Genomic DNA, 16,062 nt, shown 5'->3' on the forward strand with positions numbered 1-16,062 from the left:
CAAGCTCGCTCCCACATTGGAACGCGATCAACTGTGGGAGCGGGCTTGCCCGCGATGAGGCCCGCAAGGCCGATACAAAACTTACTGAAGGAACTCAGTCATGCAAGACTGGCAACGCTCGGTGATCTACCAGATCTACCCGAAGAGTTTTCACAGCCACGCCGGCAACCCCACGGGCGATCTGCTCGGGGTGGTGGCCAAGCTCGATTACCTGCAATGGCTGGGTGTCGATTGTCTGTGGATCACCCCGTTCCTGCGTTCGCCCCAGCGCGACAATGGCTACGACATCAGCGACTACTACGCCATCGACCCGAGCTACGGGACCATGGCTGACTGCGAGTTGCTGATCGCCGAGGCCGGCAGGCGGGGTATCAAGCTGATGCTCGATATTGTGGTCAACCACACTTCCGTCGAGCACACCTGGTTTCAGCAGGCGCGCAGCAGCCTTGATAACCCGTACCGTGACTTCTACATCTGGCGCGATCAGCCGAACAACTGGGAATCCAAGTTCGGCGGTTCGGCCTGGGAGTTCGAGGCACAAACCGGTCAGTACTACCTGCACCTGTTCGACCACACTCAAGCCGACCTGAACTGGGATAATCCGCAGGTGCGCGCTGAAGTCTTCAAGATGATGCGCTTCTGGCGTGACAAGGGCGTGGGCGGTTTCCGCCTGGACGTGATCAACCTGATCTCCAAGCCAGCAGATTTTCCCGAGGACCACACCGATGGTCGGCGTTTCTACACCGACGGCCCGAACGTGCACGACTACTTGCAGGAAATGCATCGCGAAGTCTTCGAAGGCCATGACCTGATCAACGTCGGCGAGATGTCTTCCACCAGCCTTGAGCATTGCATTCGTTACTCGCGGCCTGACTCGAAAGAGTTGTCCATGACCTTCAACTTTCATCACCTGAAGGTTGATTACCCGAACCTGCAAAAGTGGGTTCGTGCTGACTTCGACTTCCTCGAACTCAAGCGCATCCTTTCCGACTGGCAGACCGGCATGCAGGCCGGTGGCGGCTGGAATGCGCTGTTCTGGTGTAACCACGATCAGCCGCGAGTGGTTTCGCGGTTTGGTGATGACGGCGAACACCGCGTGGTGTCGGCGAAGATGCTCGGCACTGCGCTGCATTTTCTTCAGGGCACGCCGTTCATCTATCAGGGTGAAGAGTTGGGCATGACCAACCCGGGCTTTGAGAGCATCGAGCAGTATCGCGATGTCGAGACGCTGAACATCTTCCGGCTCAAGCGTGATGCCGGTGAGTCCGAGGCTCAAAGCATGGCGGCGATCATGCAGAAGTCCCGGGATAACGGCCGCACACCGATGCACTGGAATGATCAAGTCCACGCCGGTTTCAGCAGCATCGAACCCTGGATCGGCGTGCCGGAGAACGCGGCGCAGATCAACGTCGAGCAACAGTTCAACGACCCGGCCTCGGTGCTGTATCACTACCGCGAACTGATTGCCTTGCGTCGTAGCGAGCCGCTGATCCAGGACGGTGTCTATCGCCAGCTCTTGCCCGAACACACGCAAGTCTGGGCTTACCTGCGCGAAGGTAAAGGTGAGCGTTTACTGGTGGTGAACAACTTCTATGCCGCGGCGTGTGAAGTTGAATTGCCCGAGGGGGTGATCACTGACGCGATGGGACAACGCTTGGTGATCAGCAACTACGGGGACTGTCCAACCCGCAATCGGCAGCTATTCCTGCGGCCTTACGAGTCGTTCGTCCTGCACCTGACCAACCACTAAAAAACGATCTTCAAACAACTCGCAGAGCACTGCGTGGGTTTTCTTGCGCGCAGGTTTTACCGGATGAGCACAATAAAAATAATGAGGCGGCTCTTGAAAACCACAATTAATCGCAAACTTACAGCATCGTGCGCATGCCTGATGCTGCCGTTCTCGGCACAGGCTTTGGAGTTCGCCGGTTACTTGCGTAGCGGCGTCGGGACCTCGGTCAACAGCGGTCCTCAGCAGTGTTTTCAACTGCAGGGTGCCCAGTCGAAATACCGCTTGGGCAACGAATGCGAGCAGTACGCCGAGCTGGAGTTGCGTCAGGACTTGTACACCCTGGACGACGGCTCGGTGCTGAGCGTCGACGGCATGGCTTCGTTGTACAACCAGTACGACAAAGACCTGACGTTCAACGGTGATAACGGCTCGGTGCGCATGCCGCAGATGTACGCACAATGGTCGAACCTGCCGAGTCTCAATGGTGGTTCGTTGTGGGCCGGGCGGCGTTACTACAAACGAAACGACATCCATATTTCCGACTTCTACTACTGGAACCAGAGCGCCACGGGTGGTGGTATCGAGGATGTGCAGATCGGCGACCTGAAATACAGCTACGCCTTTTCGCGCAAGGACAACCTGTACCAGAAGGATTATGTCACCCGGCAGGATTTCAACGTCGCAGGTTTTCAGACCAACCCGGGCGGTGAGCTGGAGTTTGGCCTGAGTTACATCGAAAAACCTGACCGCAGCGATGCGCACGCAGGTTGGGCAATCACCGCCCAGCACGTGCAGAAAAACTTCCTCGGCGGTAAGAACAAACTGGCGCTGCAATACGGCGAAGGGCCCGGCACCGGGTTGGGTTACACCGGCGATGTGGGCCTGGACGACAGCAACAAGAGCTACCGGCTGGTGGAGTTCTTCGACTGGCAAGTGACACCGCGTTTTGGTGGTCAGGTCGAAGCGGTCTATCAGAAGGATATCCGCCCGGACGGTAACGGCCAGAACTGGATTTCCCTGGGCGTTCGCCCGGCTTACGCGATCACCGATCAATTCAAGTTGGTGACTGAACTGGGACACGATCAGGTCGAGGCCCCAGGAGGAACGCGCAAGTTGAGTAAATTCTCCTTTGTCCCGACCTGGTCGCCAAAGGGCCCGGGGTTCTGGGAACGTCCCGAGGTGCGTTTGTACTACACCTATGCCAGTTGGAACGAAGCGGCCAAACGTGCGGCCAATGAACTGGCACAAGGTTCAGCGTTGTCCGATACCGGCGCGTTCGGCACGGCGCTGCATGGTGCGAACGTCGGATTGCAAGTCGAGTACTGGTGGAAATAAGCGATGCTGTCGGAGCTCGCGCTCCATCGGCACTTCAAAGAACAAAACCGCAGGTGAAGTCATGACCATAACCCAACCATTGCAATTGCTGGCGCCGCTGTCCGGGGTGCTGGTGCCACTTGATCACGTGCCGGATCCGGTGTTCGCCAGCCGGGTGATCGGCGACGGCCTGTGCATCGATCCGACCTCGCAGACCCTGTGCGCGCCGTTGGCCGGCGTGATCAGCAACCTTCAACACAGTGGTCATGCGATCAGCATCACCGATGACAGCGGCGTACAGGTGTTGCTGCACATTGGTCTGGACACCGTGAACCTGGCGGGTAAGGGGTTCAACGCCTTGGTCGGGCAGGGCCAGCGTGTCGAGGCCGGACAGCCGTTGATCGAGTTCGATGCCGACTATGTAGCCCTGCATGCCCGCAGCCTGTTGACCTTGATGCTGTTGGTCAGTGGCGAGCCCTTCAGCCTGCTGACACCTGACAATGGTCTGGTGGCGTGTGCACAGCCCGTGTTGCGTCTGAGCCTCGGCGATCCGCGTTCCAGCGTTGCGCAGGAGGAGGGCGAAGCGCTGTTCTCCAAACCGGTCCACCTGCCCAACGCCAATGGTCTGCACGCGCGGCCGGCAGCGATCTTTGCGCAGGCGGCGAAAGGTTTTGCGGCAAGCATTTGCCTGCACAAGCAGCAGGACAGCGCAAACGCCAAGTCCCTGGTGGCGATCATGGCGTTGCAGACGGTTCACGGCGATGCGCTGCAGGTCAGTGCGGTGGGCGAAGATGCCGAGTTGGCAATCAGTACGTTGGCCCAACTACTGGCGGATGGCTGTGGCGAGGCCGTGACTGCGGTGGCGGTCGTAGCGCCGGTGGTTCAGGCGCAGGAGGTGTCGACGAAGCTGTTGCGCGGTGTCTGTGCTTCGGCGGGTTCGGCCTTTGGGCAGGTGGTGCAGGTGGCTGAGCGCACCCTGGAGGTGCATGAGTTTGCCACGGATCAACGCGCGGAGCGCGAGTCCCTGGAGCATGCGCTGACCCGCGCGACGCAGGCGCTGCAACACTTGCGCGACAACGCGAAAGGCAAGGCGCAAGAGGATATTTTCAAGGCGCATCAGCAGTTACTGGAAGACCCGAGTCTGCTGGAGCAAGCCCAGGCCCTGGTTGCTGAGGGCAAGAGCGCGGCGTTTGCCTGGAACAGTGCCACTCAAGCCACCGCTACGCTGTTCAAGTCGCTGGGCAACACCTTGTTGGCCGAGCGGGCGTTGGACCTGATGGATGTCGGCCAGCGCGTGCTCAAGCTGATTCTCGGGGTGCCGGACGGTATCTGGGAGTTGCCGGACCAGGCGATTTTGATTGCCGAACAACTGACACCGTCGCAGACCGCTGCCCTGGATACCGACAAGGTGTTGGGGTTCGCTACTGTGGGCGGCGGTGCGACCAGCCATGTGGCGATACTCGCCCAGGCCTTGGGTTTGCCGGCGGTGTGTGGTTTACCGGTGCAGGTGCTGTCGCTGGCCAGCGGAACCCGAGTGCTGCTTGATGCGGACAAGGGTGAGTTGCACCTGGACCCTGATCTGTCGGCTATCGAACAGCTGCACGGCAAACGTCAGCAGCAACGGCAACGACATCAGCGCGAACTCGAGCAGGCTTCGCTGGCGGCCTGTACCCGTGACGGCCATCATTTCGAGGTGACGGCCAACGTTGCCTCGCTGCTTGAGGTCGAGCAGGCGATGACGCTAGGCGGCGAGGGTGTCGGTCTGCTGCGTTCGGAGTTTCTTTATCTGGAGCGCAACAACGCGCCCAGCCATGACGAGCAAGCGGTCACTTACAGCGCCATTGCCAGGGCCCTTGGGCCAGAGCGCAATCTGGTGGTGCGCACGCTGGATGTGGGCGGCGACAAACCGCTGGCCTACGTGCCAATGGACAGCGAGGCCAATCCGTTTCTGGGCATGCGCGGAATTCGCTTGTGCCTGGAGCGTCCGCAACTGTTGCGCGAGCAGTTCCGGGCAATTCTGAGCAGCGCCGGTCTGGCCCGTCTGCACATCATGCTGCCGATGGTCAGCCAGTTGTCGGAACTGCGCCTGGCGCGGCAGATGCTGGAAGAAGAGGCGCTGGCGCTCGGGCTCAAGGCGCTGCCGAAACTGGGCATCATGATCGAAGTCCCGTCCGCGGCATTGATGGCGGACCTGTTTGCCCCCGAGGTGGACTTCTTTTCCATTGGCACCAACGACCTGACCCAATACACCCTGGCCATGGACCGCGATCACCCACGTCTGGCCAGCCAGGCCGACAGTTTTCACCCCTCGGTACTGCGTCTGATCGCCAGCACCGTGAAGGCCGCCCATGCCCATGGCAAGTGGGTCGGGGTGTGTGGCGCGCTGGCCTCGGAGACTCTGGCGGTGCCGCTGTTGCTGGGGCTTGGGGTGGATGAACTGTCGGTCAGCGTGCCGCTGATTCCGGCGATCAAGGCCGCGATTCGCGAGGTCGAGCTCAGCGACTGTAAGGCTGTCGCGCATCAGGTACTCGGGCTGGAGAGTGCTGAGCAGGTCCGTGAGGTCTTGTCTTTGCAGCAGCAGGCGATGATCGAAACTTCACAGGTGTTGGAGAACTGAACATGTTCGAGAAAATGCAACGGGCGTTCTGGAGGGCATTGACCCCGGATCTGCTGGTGGATGAGCCGAAGGTGGCTGCCCCGCTTTCTACGGACCTGCCGTCGAGCGTGGTCGCCGCGCTGGGTGGGCTGGATAACCTGGCGTCGCAACAGCGCATTGCGATAACGCGAGTGCGGGTCCGGTTGCGTGATGTAACCCGACTGGACGAACAGGCCTTGCGTGCGGCGGGTGTGCCGGGGGTGATGGTGCTGGCGGATGGCGTGGTGCACGTATTGACCCGGTGCCCAAGGCGGGACTGACGGTCTGCGCGTGATCCGCGCAGGGTTCGCTGTCGTTCAACGGCCAGCGTTGCACCGCCTTGAAGATCCTCTTTGTGCACGAGCAGGTCGTCGACAGCTTTCTGGAGAAGTTCAACCACAAGCTCGTGCCACTGAAAGGTTCATATTAATGCGGTTCCAGTGCGTTATTTTTGCACTATAGCCACCCGACGACCGCTCATGAAGCACAGGAACCCACCCATCGCGGTCAGTGTGCTCAAGGCATAGAACATCGTGGGCGCGGGGGTGTGCATCAATAGAAAGCCACAAATCACCGGGCTCAGGGCGCCACCGAGGGCCGCCAGGTTCTGGGCTCCGTAATAGCTGCCGCGCAGCTCTTCCGGGGCCAGGGTGTCGACGAAGAGGAATTCGGCCGGGTAAATGATCATTTCACCGAGGGTGAAGATGAACATCGCCACGCACCAACTCACCATGCTGCCGGCCAGGCTGAAGCCGATCAGGCCAAGGATGAACAGGCTGGTGCCCGCGGCAATCCAGTAGCGCAGCTTCTCGCGATTGAGGAACCGGCCGATCTGGTACTGCAGCAGGATCACGCTGATGGCGTTGCAGGCGAGCAGGGCGGCCATGATTTCCAGGGCGCGTTTGGAATCGTGGGTCACCAGCAGGTATTGCGACAAGTAGAGGGTGTAACGCCCGTGCACCACGGTGCTGAGCAGGCAGCCACAAGTGAACATGATCAGGGTACGGTCGTTTTTCAGGGTGACCAGGGTTTTCAGGAAACTCTGGGGTTGCCCAATGGCGGGTGTCTGCGCCGAATCCCCGGGAATGCCGATCATCAGGAAGATGCTGAAGAACGCGATGCCACCGGCAATCAGGAACGGTGCGATCGGATAGACCCCGGCAATCACCACGCCGAGCATGGGACCTGTGGCATAGCCGATGTTGGTCAGCGTGTAGCGCAGGGAAAACGCCTTGGCCCGCTGGCCCATGGGCAGGTTTTCGCTGAGGATCGCTTTGGAGCCGATGAGGAACAGCGCTGACGCGGTCTCGGTGATCACCAGGGTGGCGGTGGTCAGGTAGAGGTTTTCGGCAAAGGTCAGCAGCACGAAGCCGATAGCGCTGGAGAGCATCGCCAGGATCAGCAGCCGGCGCTTTTCCAGGCGGTCGATGATATAGCCGCCGTAAAGCGCCAGCAGGGTGGCGATGAACACCGCGATACCGAGCAGCAAGCCAACGTCCTGTTGGTTGAGGCCCAGCTTGTTGCTCAGGAATAGCGTGAGCAAGGGGCTGGTGATGGCGCGGCTGACCACGATGGTCAGTGAAACGATCATCAAGCGGCGGATAACGAGCGAGTAAGTGGCCACGGTGGTGCAAATGTCCTTATTCAGATTGTTGGTGTTCGCCGCAATATCGCGTCGCTGCCATCGCGGGCAAGCCCGCTCCCACAAAAGCGCCGCAGTACCTGTGGGAGCGGGCTTGCTCGCGATGAGGTCCGACCGGGCGATACAGTGCTCAAGCCAGCCACCGATCCAGCGAGCGCACCGATTCCAATTCTTCAATCCGCCACAACTGCCCGAGCAGTTCCTCAACCCGCTCCCGGGACATGACCCGCATCGCCAAACTGAAGAACTTCTCCTCCAGCGCCACATCACTCAGCGGATTACCCGGCGCGCCCAACGGCACTTCAACGCACAGGCTCGCTTGCCGACCGTCCACGGTCCGCAGTGTCACCACGGGCTCGCCATCCTCGGACAGTAGCGGGTCCACTTCAAGGCGAATGCGTGACATCCACTGGACAATGCGTGGATCGTTGCGCGCTTCATCGTCATAGGCCTGCAATCGACAGTGGCCATGTACCAGCCGTGCCGCCAGTGCATACGCCAGGCTCATCTGCGCCGCCGCGAGGGTGCCGACATCCTGGCCGCCACACATGTCCTTGAGAAAACTGCATAGCGAAACCTGTATGTCTTCAACCTGATCGACTGGCACATTCAATTGGTCGAGCAAAAGCCCCAACGCATCAATGGCCGAATGCGTGCCGCGACACGAGGCGTAGGGCTTGATCGAGCAGCGGGCGAGTTTCCATACGGCGCCGAGATCGGCATCCAGTGCTTCGGGGGTTGAGTTGGCGCTGGCAAGTGTCTGCAAAAAGCCGCCCCAGACATCCTCGAACAACTTTGTTGGACCACTGATGCCCTGCTGCGCAAACCGCACCGCCAGCAACCCCCCTTCGGCGGCCCGGCCACTGTGCAGTTTTTTACTTTGCGAGCCGTCGTGGATGAAAGCCCACAAGCCACCGCTGAAGCTGCCGGCGATGCCCAGTGCCGACAAGGTTTGCCCGGCATTCAATCGAAAAATCCGTGCACCGGCGGCTGCCGCGCCGAACACCCCGCAGGTCGCCGTGGAGTGCCAGCCAGCGCCGTTATGGGCTGAGTAGCCGCCGCAGGCTTCGAGCACTCGGCGCCCGACTTCGTAACCGATCACCACGGCCGTGATGAACTCGCGGCCGCTCACCGGTTGCCCGGCCATCGACACCGCCGCCATGACCGCCGGCAGCACTACGGCGCCGGAGTGATCGCAGCCACCGGTGTCGTCCAGTTCCAGGGCATGGGCGGCGATGCCGTTGAGCATGGCTGCCTGGGCGGCGCCGACCCGCCGGCGAGTGCTCCAGACCAAGGTGTCGCCCGTTTCGTCTTCGAATACCTGCCGAGCCGTTTTCGCGACTTCGCTGTCTGCCCCGGCCAGGGTCGCGCCGAAAGTATCGAGGATGTGGCGCTTGGCTTGTTCCACCAGTGCGGGCGGCAGGTCCTCGAACCGCGTATCCACACAAAATTTCGCCAGTCGTTGCATGCGCTCTGTCATTGCACGTAGTCCCTGTAATGCCGCTCATACACCGACGCCGGATGATCTTCAGTGATCGGCGCTGCGGATTCCGCCCACCACTGGGCGACATCAGCACCGGTAGCGATCCATACGTCATCGTGCTGCAAAATCCCTTCGAGCAACTCACGCAACACACCAATGCGCCCCGGTGTAGCGATGATTTCCGGATGCAGGCGCAACACGTAGCACAGGCCGAAGCGATGAAACCCGGCGAAGTCCATTTGCAGGTTGCCCAGGGTGTGGCTGTAGGATGCGATCCGCGATTGCGCCGGCGGCACCGCCGGGCTGAGATTGAAGGCGAAGTAGGGCTCGTCCTCCAGCTCGTAATGCAGGGGCAACTCGATTACGTCGGGCGCGGTCGGGTGAGCGAACGGCAAATCATCACCACGCCAGGACGACGACCAGCGAATGCCTTGATCCCTCAACGCCTCGATGAAGCCTGGCGCACCATTGCCGGCGGGGATGCGCAAACCGGTGGGACTCTGACCGGTCAGCGCCGTCAACGCCGCGTATCCTTTGGCGATGTCGGCGCTCTGCGCGGCGAGGTCGAGGTTGTCGTAGTTCTGATGGCGATATCCAGCACAGGCGATTTCATGCCCGCCCGCCTGGATCGCACGGATATGCTCGGGGTTTTCCTCGGCGACGATACCGGGTACGAACCAGCTGCTGGAAACACCGAGTTCCTTGAACAAAGCGAGCAAACGCTCGACGCCGCGTTGGGTGCCGTAGCGCCAGACCGACAGGGTCTTGTCGCGTCCGGCGACTTCCGGGGCCTGGGTGAGAATGCCGTGGATGTCGTTGTAGTCGACGGTCAGTACCACGGCGCAGCGGTAGCCCTTGGGCCAGACAGTGGAATCAACCATGGTGATGTTCCTTCAGCCACCACTGGGCGACGTCGCGGCAGGTGGCGAACCAGACGTCGTCGCGTTGGCGCATGTGTTCGAAGAGTTTTTCCAGCAACAGGATGCGTCCTGGTTTGCCGGCGATCTTGGGGTGGAACAGGGTGGTCAGGCACAGCCCTTCATCCATGGCGCCGTCGTATTCGCGGCACCAGTTGTCCAGGGTCAGGGCGTAGCTGGCGGTGCGGTCCAGCCCCGAAGGGAAGTCCGGTGCGCGGGTATAGGCGATGGAGGCGTAGTCGTCCATTTCCCAGCGACCGGGGATTTCCACCAGCGGCGTGGCGTGGCCCGGTACATTCACCAGGTACGGCCGGTCATCGCCGCGCATGCTGCTGGAGTAAGTCACGCCGGCCTCCACCAGCATCGCCGGGGTTTCGGCCCGCCAGTCGCCGGACGGCGTGCGGAAACCTTCGGCGCGGATGTGCAGGTGCTTCCAGAACACCTCGCGGGACCGTTTCATCACGTCCTTTTGCTGTTCCAGCGTCAGGGCGTAGAAGGATTCGTGTTTGTAGCCGTGATAAGCCACCTCATGCCCGCGTTCGACAATCGCCTGACACTGTTTCGGCCAGTTCTCCACGACCCAGGCCGGGACAAAGAACGTCGTCGGCAGACGGAATTCGTCGAGCAGATCGAGAATCCGTGGCAGCGCCCGGTACGGGCCATAACCGCCGAAGCCGAAATACTCGGGCTTGCGCCAGATCGAGCCGTTGAGCATGGCATCGCCGGTGGGGCCGTCGAGGTCGAAGGCCAGGGCCAGACAGGCTTTGTGCCGGCCGGGCCAGGTGGGTTGGGGGGAGGAGGACATCGTTGGTGCTCCGACGATCTATAAACAATCACAAGACCTTGTGGGAGCGAGCTTGCTCGCGATGGCGGACTCGCAGGCGACATCAATGTTGAATGTGATGGCCCCTTCGCGGGCAAGCCCGCTCCCACAGGTATTGCATTTATCCTTGCGAACTTACTTCCCGGCGTTGACGGTCACCGTCTTGATCGCACCCAGTTCCAGATCCCACTTCTTCAGGATCGCCTGGTAACTGCCGTCGTCGATCATGCTCTGCAGCGCAACCTTCACCGCTTCACTGAGCTCAGGTTTTTTCTTGCTCACGCCCATCCCGGTGTACTGCTCGGAGATCGGCAGGCCCACGGTTTTGTACATATCCTTTTCCTGGGTCTTGAGGTAGGGCAGGGTTTCGCTGCCCTGCATGGCCGCGTCGATGCGGCTCTGGCGCAGTTGCGCACGGGCATCGGCCGAGCCTTCGGTGCCGATCACATTGATCGCAGGCTTGCCGGCGGCTTCACAGTTGACCTTGCTCCACTCGGCGATTTCCGCCGGGAAGGTGGTACGGCGGCTGGTGCCGACCTTCTTGCCGCACAGGTCGACGATCTCGTGGGTGTCCTTGTTTTTCTGCAGGGTGTAGAACTGCGGACCGCTGGTGAAGTAGTCGACGAAGGTCACGCTGGCCTGACGTTCGGCGGTGTCGGTCATGCCCGACAGCACCATGTCCACGCGGTCGGTGGTCAGGGCGTTGATCATTTGCTCGAAACCGGTTTCCTGCCATTTGATCTTCACGCCCAGACGTTCGGCCAGGGCATTGCCCAGGTCATAGTCCAGACCGGTGAGGGTATTGGTGGCCGGGTCCTTGAAATCCATCGGCGGGTAGTTCGGCATGATCGCTACGACGATCTCGCCCTTGGCCTTGATGCTGGCCGGCAATTCGGCAGCGAAGGTGAAGCCGGATGCCATAACGCCGGCGAGTATTGCTGGGATAACGAGTTTCTTCATGGTCGTTCTCTTATGAGTGTTGTGAGGCAGCTCTTGATTTGCAAGCCAGGCCCTTAGGTTCGAACGGCAGAAATGAAGCTTTGGGTGCGAGGGTTTTGCGGACTTATTAGTATTTCTTCGGGGCTTCCAGCCTCCACGATCTGCCCGCCGTCCATGAACACCATGCGGTTGGAAACCTCGCGAGCGAAGCCCAGTTCATGGGTGACGACGATCATGGTCATGCCGGTCTGCGCCAGATCGCGCATCACCGACAGCACCTCACCGACCAGTTCCGGGTCGAGTGCCGAAGTGGGTTCATCGAACAGCATCAGCTTGGGGCGCATGGCCAATGCACGAGCAATGGCGACGCGTTGTTGCTGACCACCCGACAGTTCGATCGGGTAGCTGTTGCGTTTGTCGGCCAGGCCGACGCGGGCGAGCAATTCCAGGGCTTCTTCATTCGCCTCTTTGGGCGAACGCTTGAGCACCTGGCACGGCCCTTCAACGATGTTTTGCAGCACGGTCATGTGCGGGAACAGGTTGAAACGCTGGAACACCATGCCGGTGGACAGGCGCTGGCGGGCGATCTGTGTCTCGTTGAGCTCGTGCAGTTTGTTGCCGACGATCCGGTAGCCCACCAGCTCGCCGTCGACCCACAGGCCGCCCTTGTCGATCTTTTCCAGCTGGTTGACGCAGCGCAGCAAGGTACTTTTGCCGGAGCCGGACGGGCCGATGATGCACAGCACTTCGCCTTGCTCGACTTCGATGTTGATGTCCTTGAGTGCGTGGAATTGGTCGTAATACTTGTTCAGGCTCACGGCCTTGACGATGCTTCTCATGTGCGGCTCCTCAGGAACGCTTGCCGGCGCCGCGGGCGAAACGACGCTCCAGGCGGCTTTGACCAAAGGACAGGACCGTGACGGTGGCCAGGTACCAGATACCGGCGACGATCAGCAGCTCCATCACGCGGGCGTTGGCGTAGTAGATGTTCTGCGCGTTGTAGAGCAGTTCCGAGTACTGGATGACGCTCGCCAGCGAGGTCATTTTCACCATGCCGATGAACTCGTTGCCCACTGGTGGAATGATGATGCGCATGGCCTGCGGCAGGATGATTCGGCGCAGCGCTTGCAGGCGCGGCATGCCGATCGACTTGGCGGCTTCATACTGCCCGGTGTCCACCGAGAGCAGGCCGGCACGCACCACTTCGGCGGTGTAGGCACCCTGGTTGATGCTCAAGCCAAGCAGGGCGGCCACGAACGGGGTCATCAGGCTCACGGTGTCCATTTCGAACAGGCCGGGGATGCCGATGGTGGGGAAGATCAGCGCCAGGTTGAACCACAACAGCAGTTGCAGAATCAGCGGCGTACCGCGAAACAGCCAGGTGTAGGTCAGCGCCACATAGCGCAGGATCGGGTTGGCCGACATGCGCATGATCGCAGTGATCACGCCGAACACAATGCCCAGCGCCATCGCCAGCACCGCCATGACGATGGTGTTGAGCAAGCCCCACATGATCGCCTGGGAGGTGAGGAACTGGCCGATGTACGACCATTCGATCTTGCCTTCGGCGAAGGCGCGTACCAGGCCGATGATGGCTACGACGATCACCGTGGCGAAGAAAATCCGCCCGTAGTAACGCCGGGGCACATGATCGTATTGGGTGATGTCGAACTGGCTTTCCGCCAGTTTGCGCTCCGCCTGGAGTCGTTCTGCCTGTGTCTGGCTCATGTTGGTTCTCCGTACACGTTATCTGTAGGAGCGAGCTTGCTCGCGATGGTCGTCAACGATGACGCTGGTTGCCTGACACCCCGCGGTGTCTGTGCCTCCATCGCGAGCAGGCTCGCTCCTACAAGGTTTTGCGTTGTGGGTCAGAGGCGGAAGCCCTGATAGTCCTCGGTCCATTGCTGCTGGGCGGCGAGGGCGGTTTTCAGGCGGCCGATCTGTTCACGCACCTGTTGTGGCGCGGTCCCGCCCCAGCCGCTACGGGCGGCGATGGCGGCTTCGAGGGTCAGGCTTTCGCGTACTTCCGGTGTGAGGCGCGGGTCGATTTCCGCCAGCAGTGCCGGGGAGGCTTCCCACAATTCGATGTCGTGTTTCTCGCAAGCCTGGACCAACGCACCGGTGATTTCGTGGGCTTCCTTGAACGGCACGCCGCGCACCGCCAGCCAGTCGGCGACTTCGGTGGCGAGGGTGAAGCCCAGCGGTGCCTGGCGACGCAGCTCTTCGACGTTGACCTTCATGGTCGCAACCATTCCGGCCATGGCCGGCAGCACCAGCAGCAGGGTGTCGACGCTGTCGAGCACGCCGTTCTTGTCTTCGCTCAAGTCGCGGTTGTAGGACAGCGGCAGGGATTTGAGGGTGGACAACAGACCGGTCAGGTTGCCGATCAGGCGACCTGCCTTGCCCCGCGCCAGTTCGGCGATGTCCGGATTCTTTTTCTGCGGCATGATCGAACTGCCGGTGGCGTAGGCATCGTCCAGCACGACCCAGCGGAATTGCCGCGACGACCACAGGCAAAACTCTTCGGCGAGGCGCGAGATGTTGATGCCGAGCATGCTGGCGATGAACAGGAACTCGGCGACGTGATCGCGGCTGGCCACGGCGTCGATGGAGTTTTCGCAAACACCGCTGTAGCCCATTTCTTTTGCCGATTGCTGAGGTAAACGAGCGATAGCCGAGCCAGCCATGGCCGCCGCACCGAGTGGCGACAGCGAAGTACGCGCGTCCCAGTCCACCAGGCGCTGCACGTCGCGCAGCATCGACTGAGCGTGGGCCAGCAGGTGATGAGCAAACACGATCGGTTGTGCCTGCTGCAGGTGGGTGAAGCCGGGGCAGATGCTCTCGATGTGATGCTCGGCCTGGTCCACCAGCGCCTGCTGCAAGCCGAGCACTTCAACGGCCAGGGTGCGCACGTGGTCACGCAGGAACAGCCGCAGGTCGTTGGCCGTCTGGTCGTTGCGCGAACGACCGGCGCGCAGCTTGCCACCGAGGGTGCCAAGGCGTTCGGTCAGCAGACGCTCGATGAAGGTGTGGACGTCTTCGTCGTCCAGGGTCGGGGCGATGCTGCCGGCGCGGTAGTCCGCACCGATACGTTCCAGGGCGTCGAGCATGGTCCGGGTTTCTTGCTCGCTCAGCAGTCCGGCGCGCTGCAGTTCCCGGGCATGGGCCTTGGAGCCGGCGAGGTCGTACGGGGTGAGCCGGAAGTAGCGCTCAGGGCAACGGGACAGGGCCGCCAAGGCTTCGGAAGGGCCGCTTTTGAAGCGAGCACCCCAGAGACGGTCGGTGGTTTGAGACATTGTTGTTTTCCTCGTCGGTAACGCGAACTGAAATGGGTATGCCGGGCCGCAACGTCGCTACAAAGTCAGCGAACGAAATCAGGCCAGAGCAGTTTTCAAGAGGGCAGTTGCAAAGGAGCGAGAGCTGATCGAAGTGTCAGCTTTTAATGTTTTGAGATCAGTGATTTGGCACTGATGTTCGGGATTTATTGGCGGTTGCCAAGCCTGGTTTTCTGTGTTCATTATTATTAGGCCAGCTATGTTTTTGTTGTTGGGCACAGATTGTTGAATAGGGCGCCAGAGGTAAATAAGCATTATGGAAACCCCACTTTCCAGTTCCGGAAACCCGCCGCCGAAAACGCTGCAACGGGCACCGTTAGCCCTCAGTGGGCTGGACTTCAAACTGCTCAAAGTATTCAAGGCCGTGGTCGAGGCAGGTGGCTTCAGTGCCGCGCAAAATGAGCTGAATGTGGGGCTGGCAGCCATCAGCAAACAGATTTCCGACCTGGAAATCCGAATCGGCATGCGCCTTTGCACGCGGGGGAGAGAGGGCTTTCACCTGACGGAAGAAGGGCGTCTGGTGTATCAGGCGTCGATAGACTTATTTGCCTCGGTCGACAACTTTCGCGATCGCCTTAGTTCAGCGCAAAACGAACTTGTCGGTGATCTTGGTGTGGGGATTATTGATAACACAATCTCTGACGCCAATTCGCCGTTAGTTGCCGCGCTTAAACGTATTAACGAACAATCTCCCAAGGTTAGATTTCAACTTCAGGCCACGCAGCTTGATGAGGTTGAAAGAGGTGTCGTCGAGGGGCGGTTGGTGGCGGGAATTGTGCCGGTTTATCAAAAGCGCGAAGAGTTCGATTACTACGAGCTATACGAAGAACGCTCGGAGATTTATTGCGCGCTCGGCCACCCGCTGTTCTCCATGGCGGACGCGGACATGGGGGGTAATGTGCTCAAGGATTACGAGTGCATCAACCATCGCTACGCGATTCATCGCGACAAACTGAAATTTGCCCACTACGACAGCTTTTCCGCCTCGGCAACCCAGGTGGAGGCCGTTGCGCTGCTGATCAAGACTGGTCGTTTCCTGGGGTTCCTGCCCCAGCATTACGCCGCGCCGATGGTGGCGCGAGGAGAGTTTCGCGCGGTGCGCCCGGACCTGATCAACATCGTCACGCCGTTCAGTCTGATTCTGCGCCATAACACTGTGCGCAGCCCCTTGGTGAAGGCATTTGCCCAGGCACTGGGCGTGGATTTAAAAGCCTCGGTTTGATTGTTCACCGCGTTGAACAT

13 protein-coding genes and 1 pseudogene are annotated in these 16,062 nt (G+C 60.5%); 6 read left to right on the forward strand and 8 right to left on the reverse strand.

Annotation, left to right across the window (positions count from 1 at the left end; all coding sequences use genetic code 11):
• Positions 1-100 precede the first annotated feature (100 nt).
• From treC to ACEN8Z_RS14925, 5 genes and pseudogenes are all read left to right on the forward strand, one after another.
• Complete coding sequence (gene treC / locus ACEN8Z_RS14905) at positions 101-1,750, forward strand: alpha,alpha-phosphotrehalase (RefSeq protein WP_495594671.1); 1,650 nt, start codon at positions 101-103, stop codon at positions 1,748-1,750.
• 93 nt (positions 1,751-1,843) lie between these two features.
• Positions 1,844-3,067 carry a maltoporin gene (locus tag ACEN8Z_RS14910; RefSeq protein WP_495594672.1) on the forward strand — a complete coding sequence of 408 codons (1,224 nt, stop codon included), beginning with the start codon at positions 1,844-1,846 and terminating at the stop codon, positions 3,065-3,067.
• A gap of 61 nt (positions 3,068-3,128) precedes the next feature.
• Positions 3,129-5,663 carry a phosphoenolpyruvate--protein phosphotransferase gene (gene ptsP, locus ACEN8Z_RS14915; protein ID WP_495594673.1) on the forward strand — a complete coding sequence of 845 codons (2,535 nt, stop codon included), beginning with the start codon at positions 3,129-3,131 and terminating at the stop codon, positions 5,661-5,663.
• A gap of 2 nt (positions 5,664-5,665) precedes the next feature.
• The gene (locus ACEN8Z_RS14920; RefSeq protein ID WP_495594674.1) at positions 5,666-5,962 is read left to right on the forward strand and encodes a PTS sugar transporter subunit IIB; all 297 of its coding nucleotides are present in this window, start codon (positions 5,666-5,668) and stop codon (positions 5,960-5,962) included.
• Between the two features lie 23 nt (positions 5,963-5,985).
• Positions 5,986-6,099 (forward strand): annotated as a pseudogene (locus ACEN8Z_RS14925) (aldehyde dehydrogenase family protein); the annotation flags it as partial.
• A gap of 27 nt (positions 6,100-6,126) precedes the next feature.
• Here ACEN8Z_RS14925 and ACEN8Z_RS14930 read toward each other — a convergent pair.
• The 8 genes from ACEN8Z_RS14930 to argH all read right to left on the reverse strand — a co-directional run bounded on the left by ACEN8Z_RS14930 (position 6,127) and on the right by argH (position 14,781).
• Entirely contained in the window at positions 6,127-7,305 is a 1,179-nt protein-coding gene (locus ACEN8Z_RS14930) for an MFS transporter (protein ID WP_495594675.1), read from the reverse strand.
• Positions 7,306-7,453: 148 nt separating this feature from the next.
• Positions 7,454-8,803: an MmgE/PrpD family protein gene (locus ACEN8Z_RS14935; protein ID WP_495594676.1), complete on the reverse strand. Its 1,350-nt coding sequence runs from the start codon at positions 8,801-8,803 to the stop codon at positions 7,454-7,456.
• Positions 8,800-9,687: a polysaccharide deacetylase family protein gene (locus ACEN8Z_RS14940; RefSeq protein ID WP_495594677.1), complete on the reverse strand. Its 888-nt coding sequence runs from the start codon at positions 9,685-9,687 to the stop codon at positions 8,800-8,802. Before ACEN8Z_RS14940 ends, ACEN8Z_RS14935 begins: the two co-directional genes overlap by 4 nt.
• Complete coding sequence (locus ACEN8Z_RS14945; RefSeq protein WP_495594678.1) at positions 9,680-10,528, reverse strand: polysaccharide deacetylase family protein; 849 nt, start codon at positions 10,526-10,528, stop codon at positions 9,680-9,682. The genes ACEN8Z_RS14940 and ACEN8Z_RS14945 overlap by 8 nt, the downstream gene beginning before the upstream one ends.
• A 153-nt stretch (positions 10,529-10,681) precedes the next feature.
• Positions 10,682-11,506 (reverse strand): ABC transporter substrate-binding protein, encoded by an 825-nt coding sequence (locus ACEN8Z_RS14950; protein ID WP_495594679.1) that lies wholly within the window; start codon positions 11,504-11,506, stop codon positions 10,682-10,684.
• 53 nt (positions 11,507-11,559) lie between these two features.
• Positions 11,560-12,324, reverse strand: coding sequence for an amino acid ABC transporter ATP-binding protein (locus ACEN8Z_RS14955; RefSeq protein WP_495594680.1), 765 nt, complete (start codon positions 12,322-12,324; stop codon positions 11,560-11,562).
• A 10-nt stretch (positions 12,325-12,334) separates the two neighbouring features.
• Positions 12,335-13,213 (reverse strand): amino acid ABC transporter permease, encoded by an 879-nt coding sequence (locus ACEN8Z_RS14960; protein ID WP_008001410.1) that lies wholly within the window; start codon positions 13,211-13,213, stop codon positions 12,335-12,337.
• 140 nt (positions 13,214-13,353) lie between these two features.
• Entirely contained in the window at positions 13,354-14,781 is a 1,428-nt protein-coding gene (argH, locus tag ACEN8Z_RS14965) for an argininosuccinate lyase (RefSeq protein WP_495594681.1), read from the reverse strand.
• Between the two features lie 295 nt (positions 14,782-15,076).
• Between argH and ACEN8Z_RS14970 the strand changes: the two genes are divergently transcribed.
• Positions 15,077-16,042 carry a LysR family transcriptional regulator gene (locus ACEN8Z_RS14970; protein ID WP_495594682.1) on the forward strand — a complete coding sequence of 322 codons (966 nt, stop codon included), beginning with the start codon at positions 15,077-15,079 and terminating at the stop codon, positions 16,040-16,042.
• The last annotated feature ends 20 nt before the right edge of the window (positions 16,043-16,062 follow it).

It is taken from the genome of Pseudomonas sp. Pseusp10, assembly GCF_059492225.1.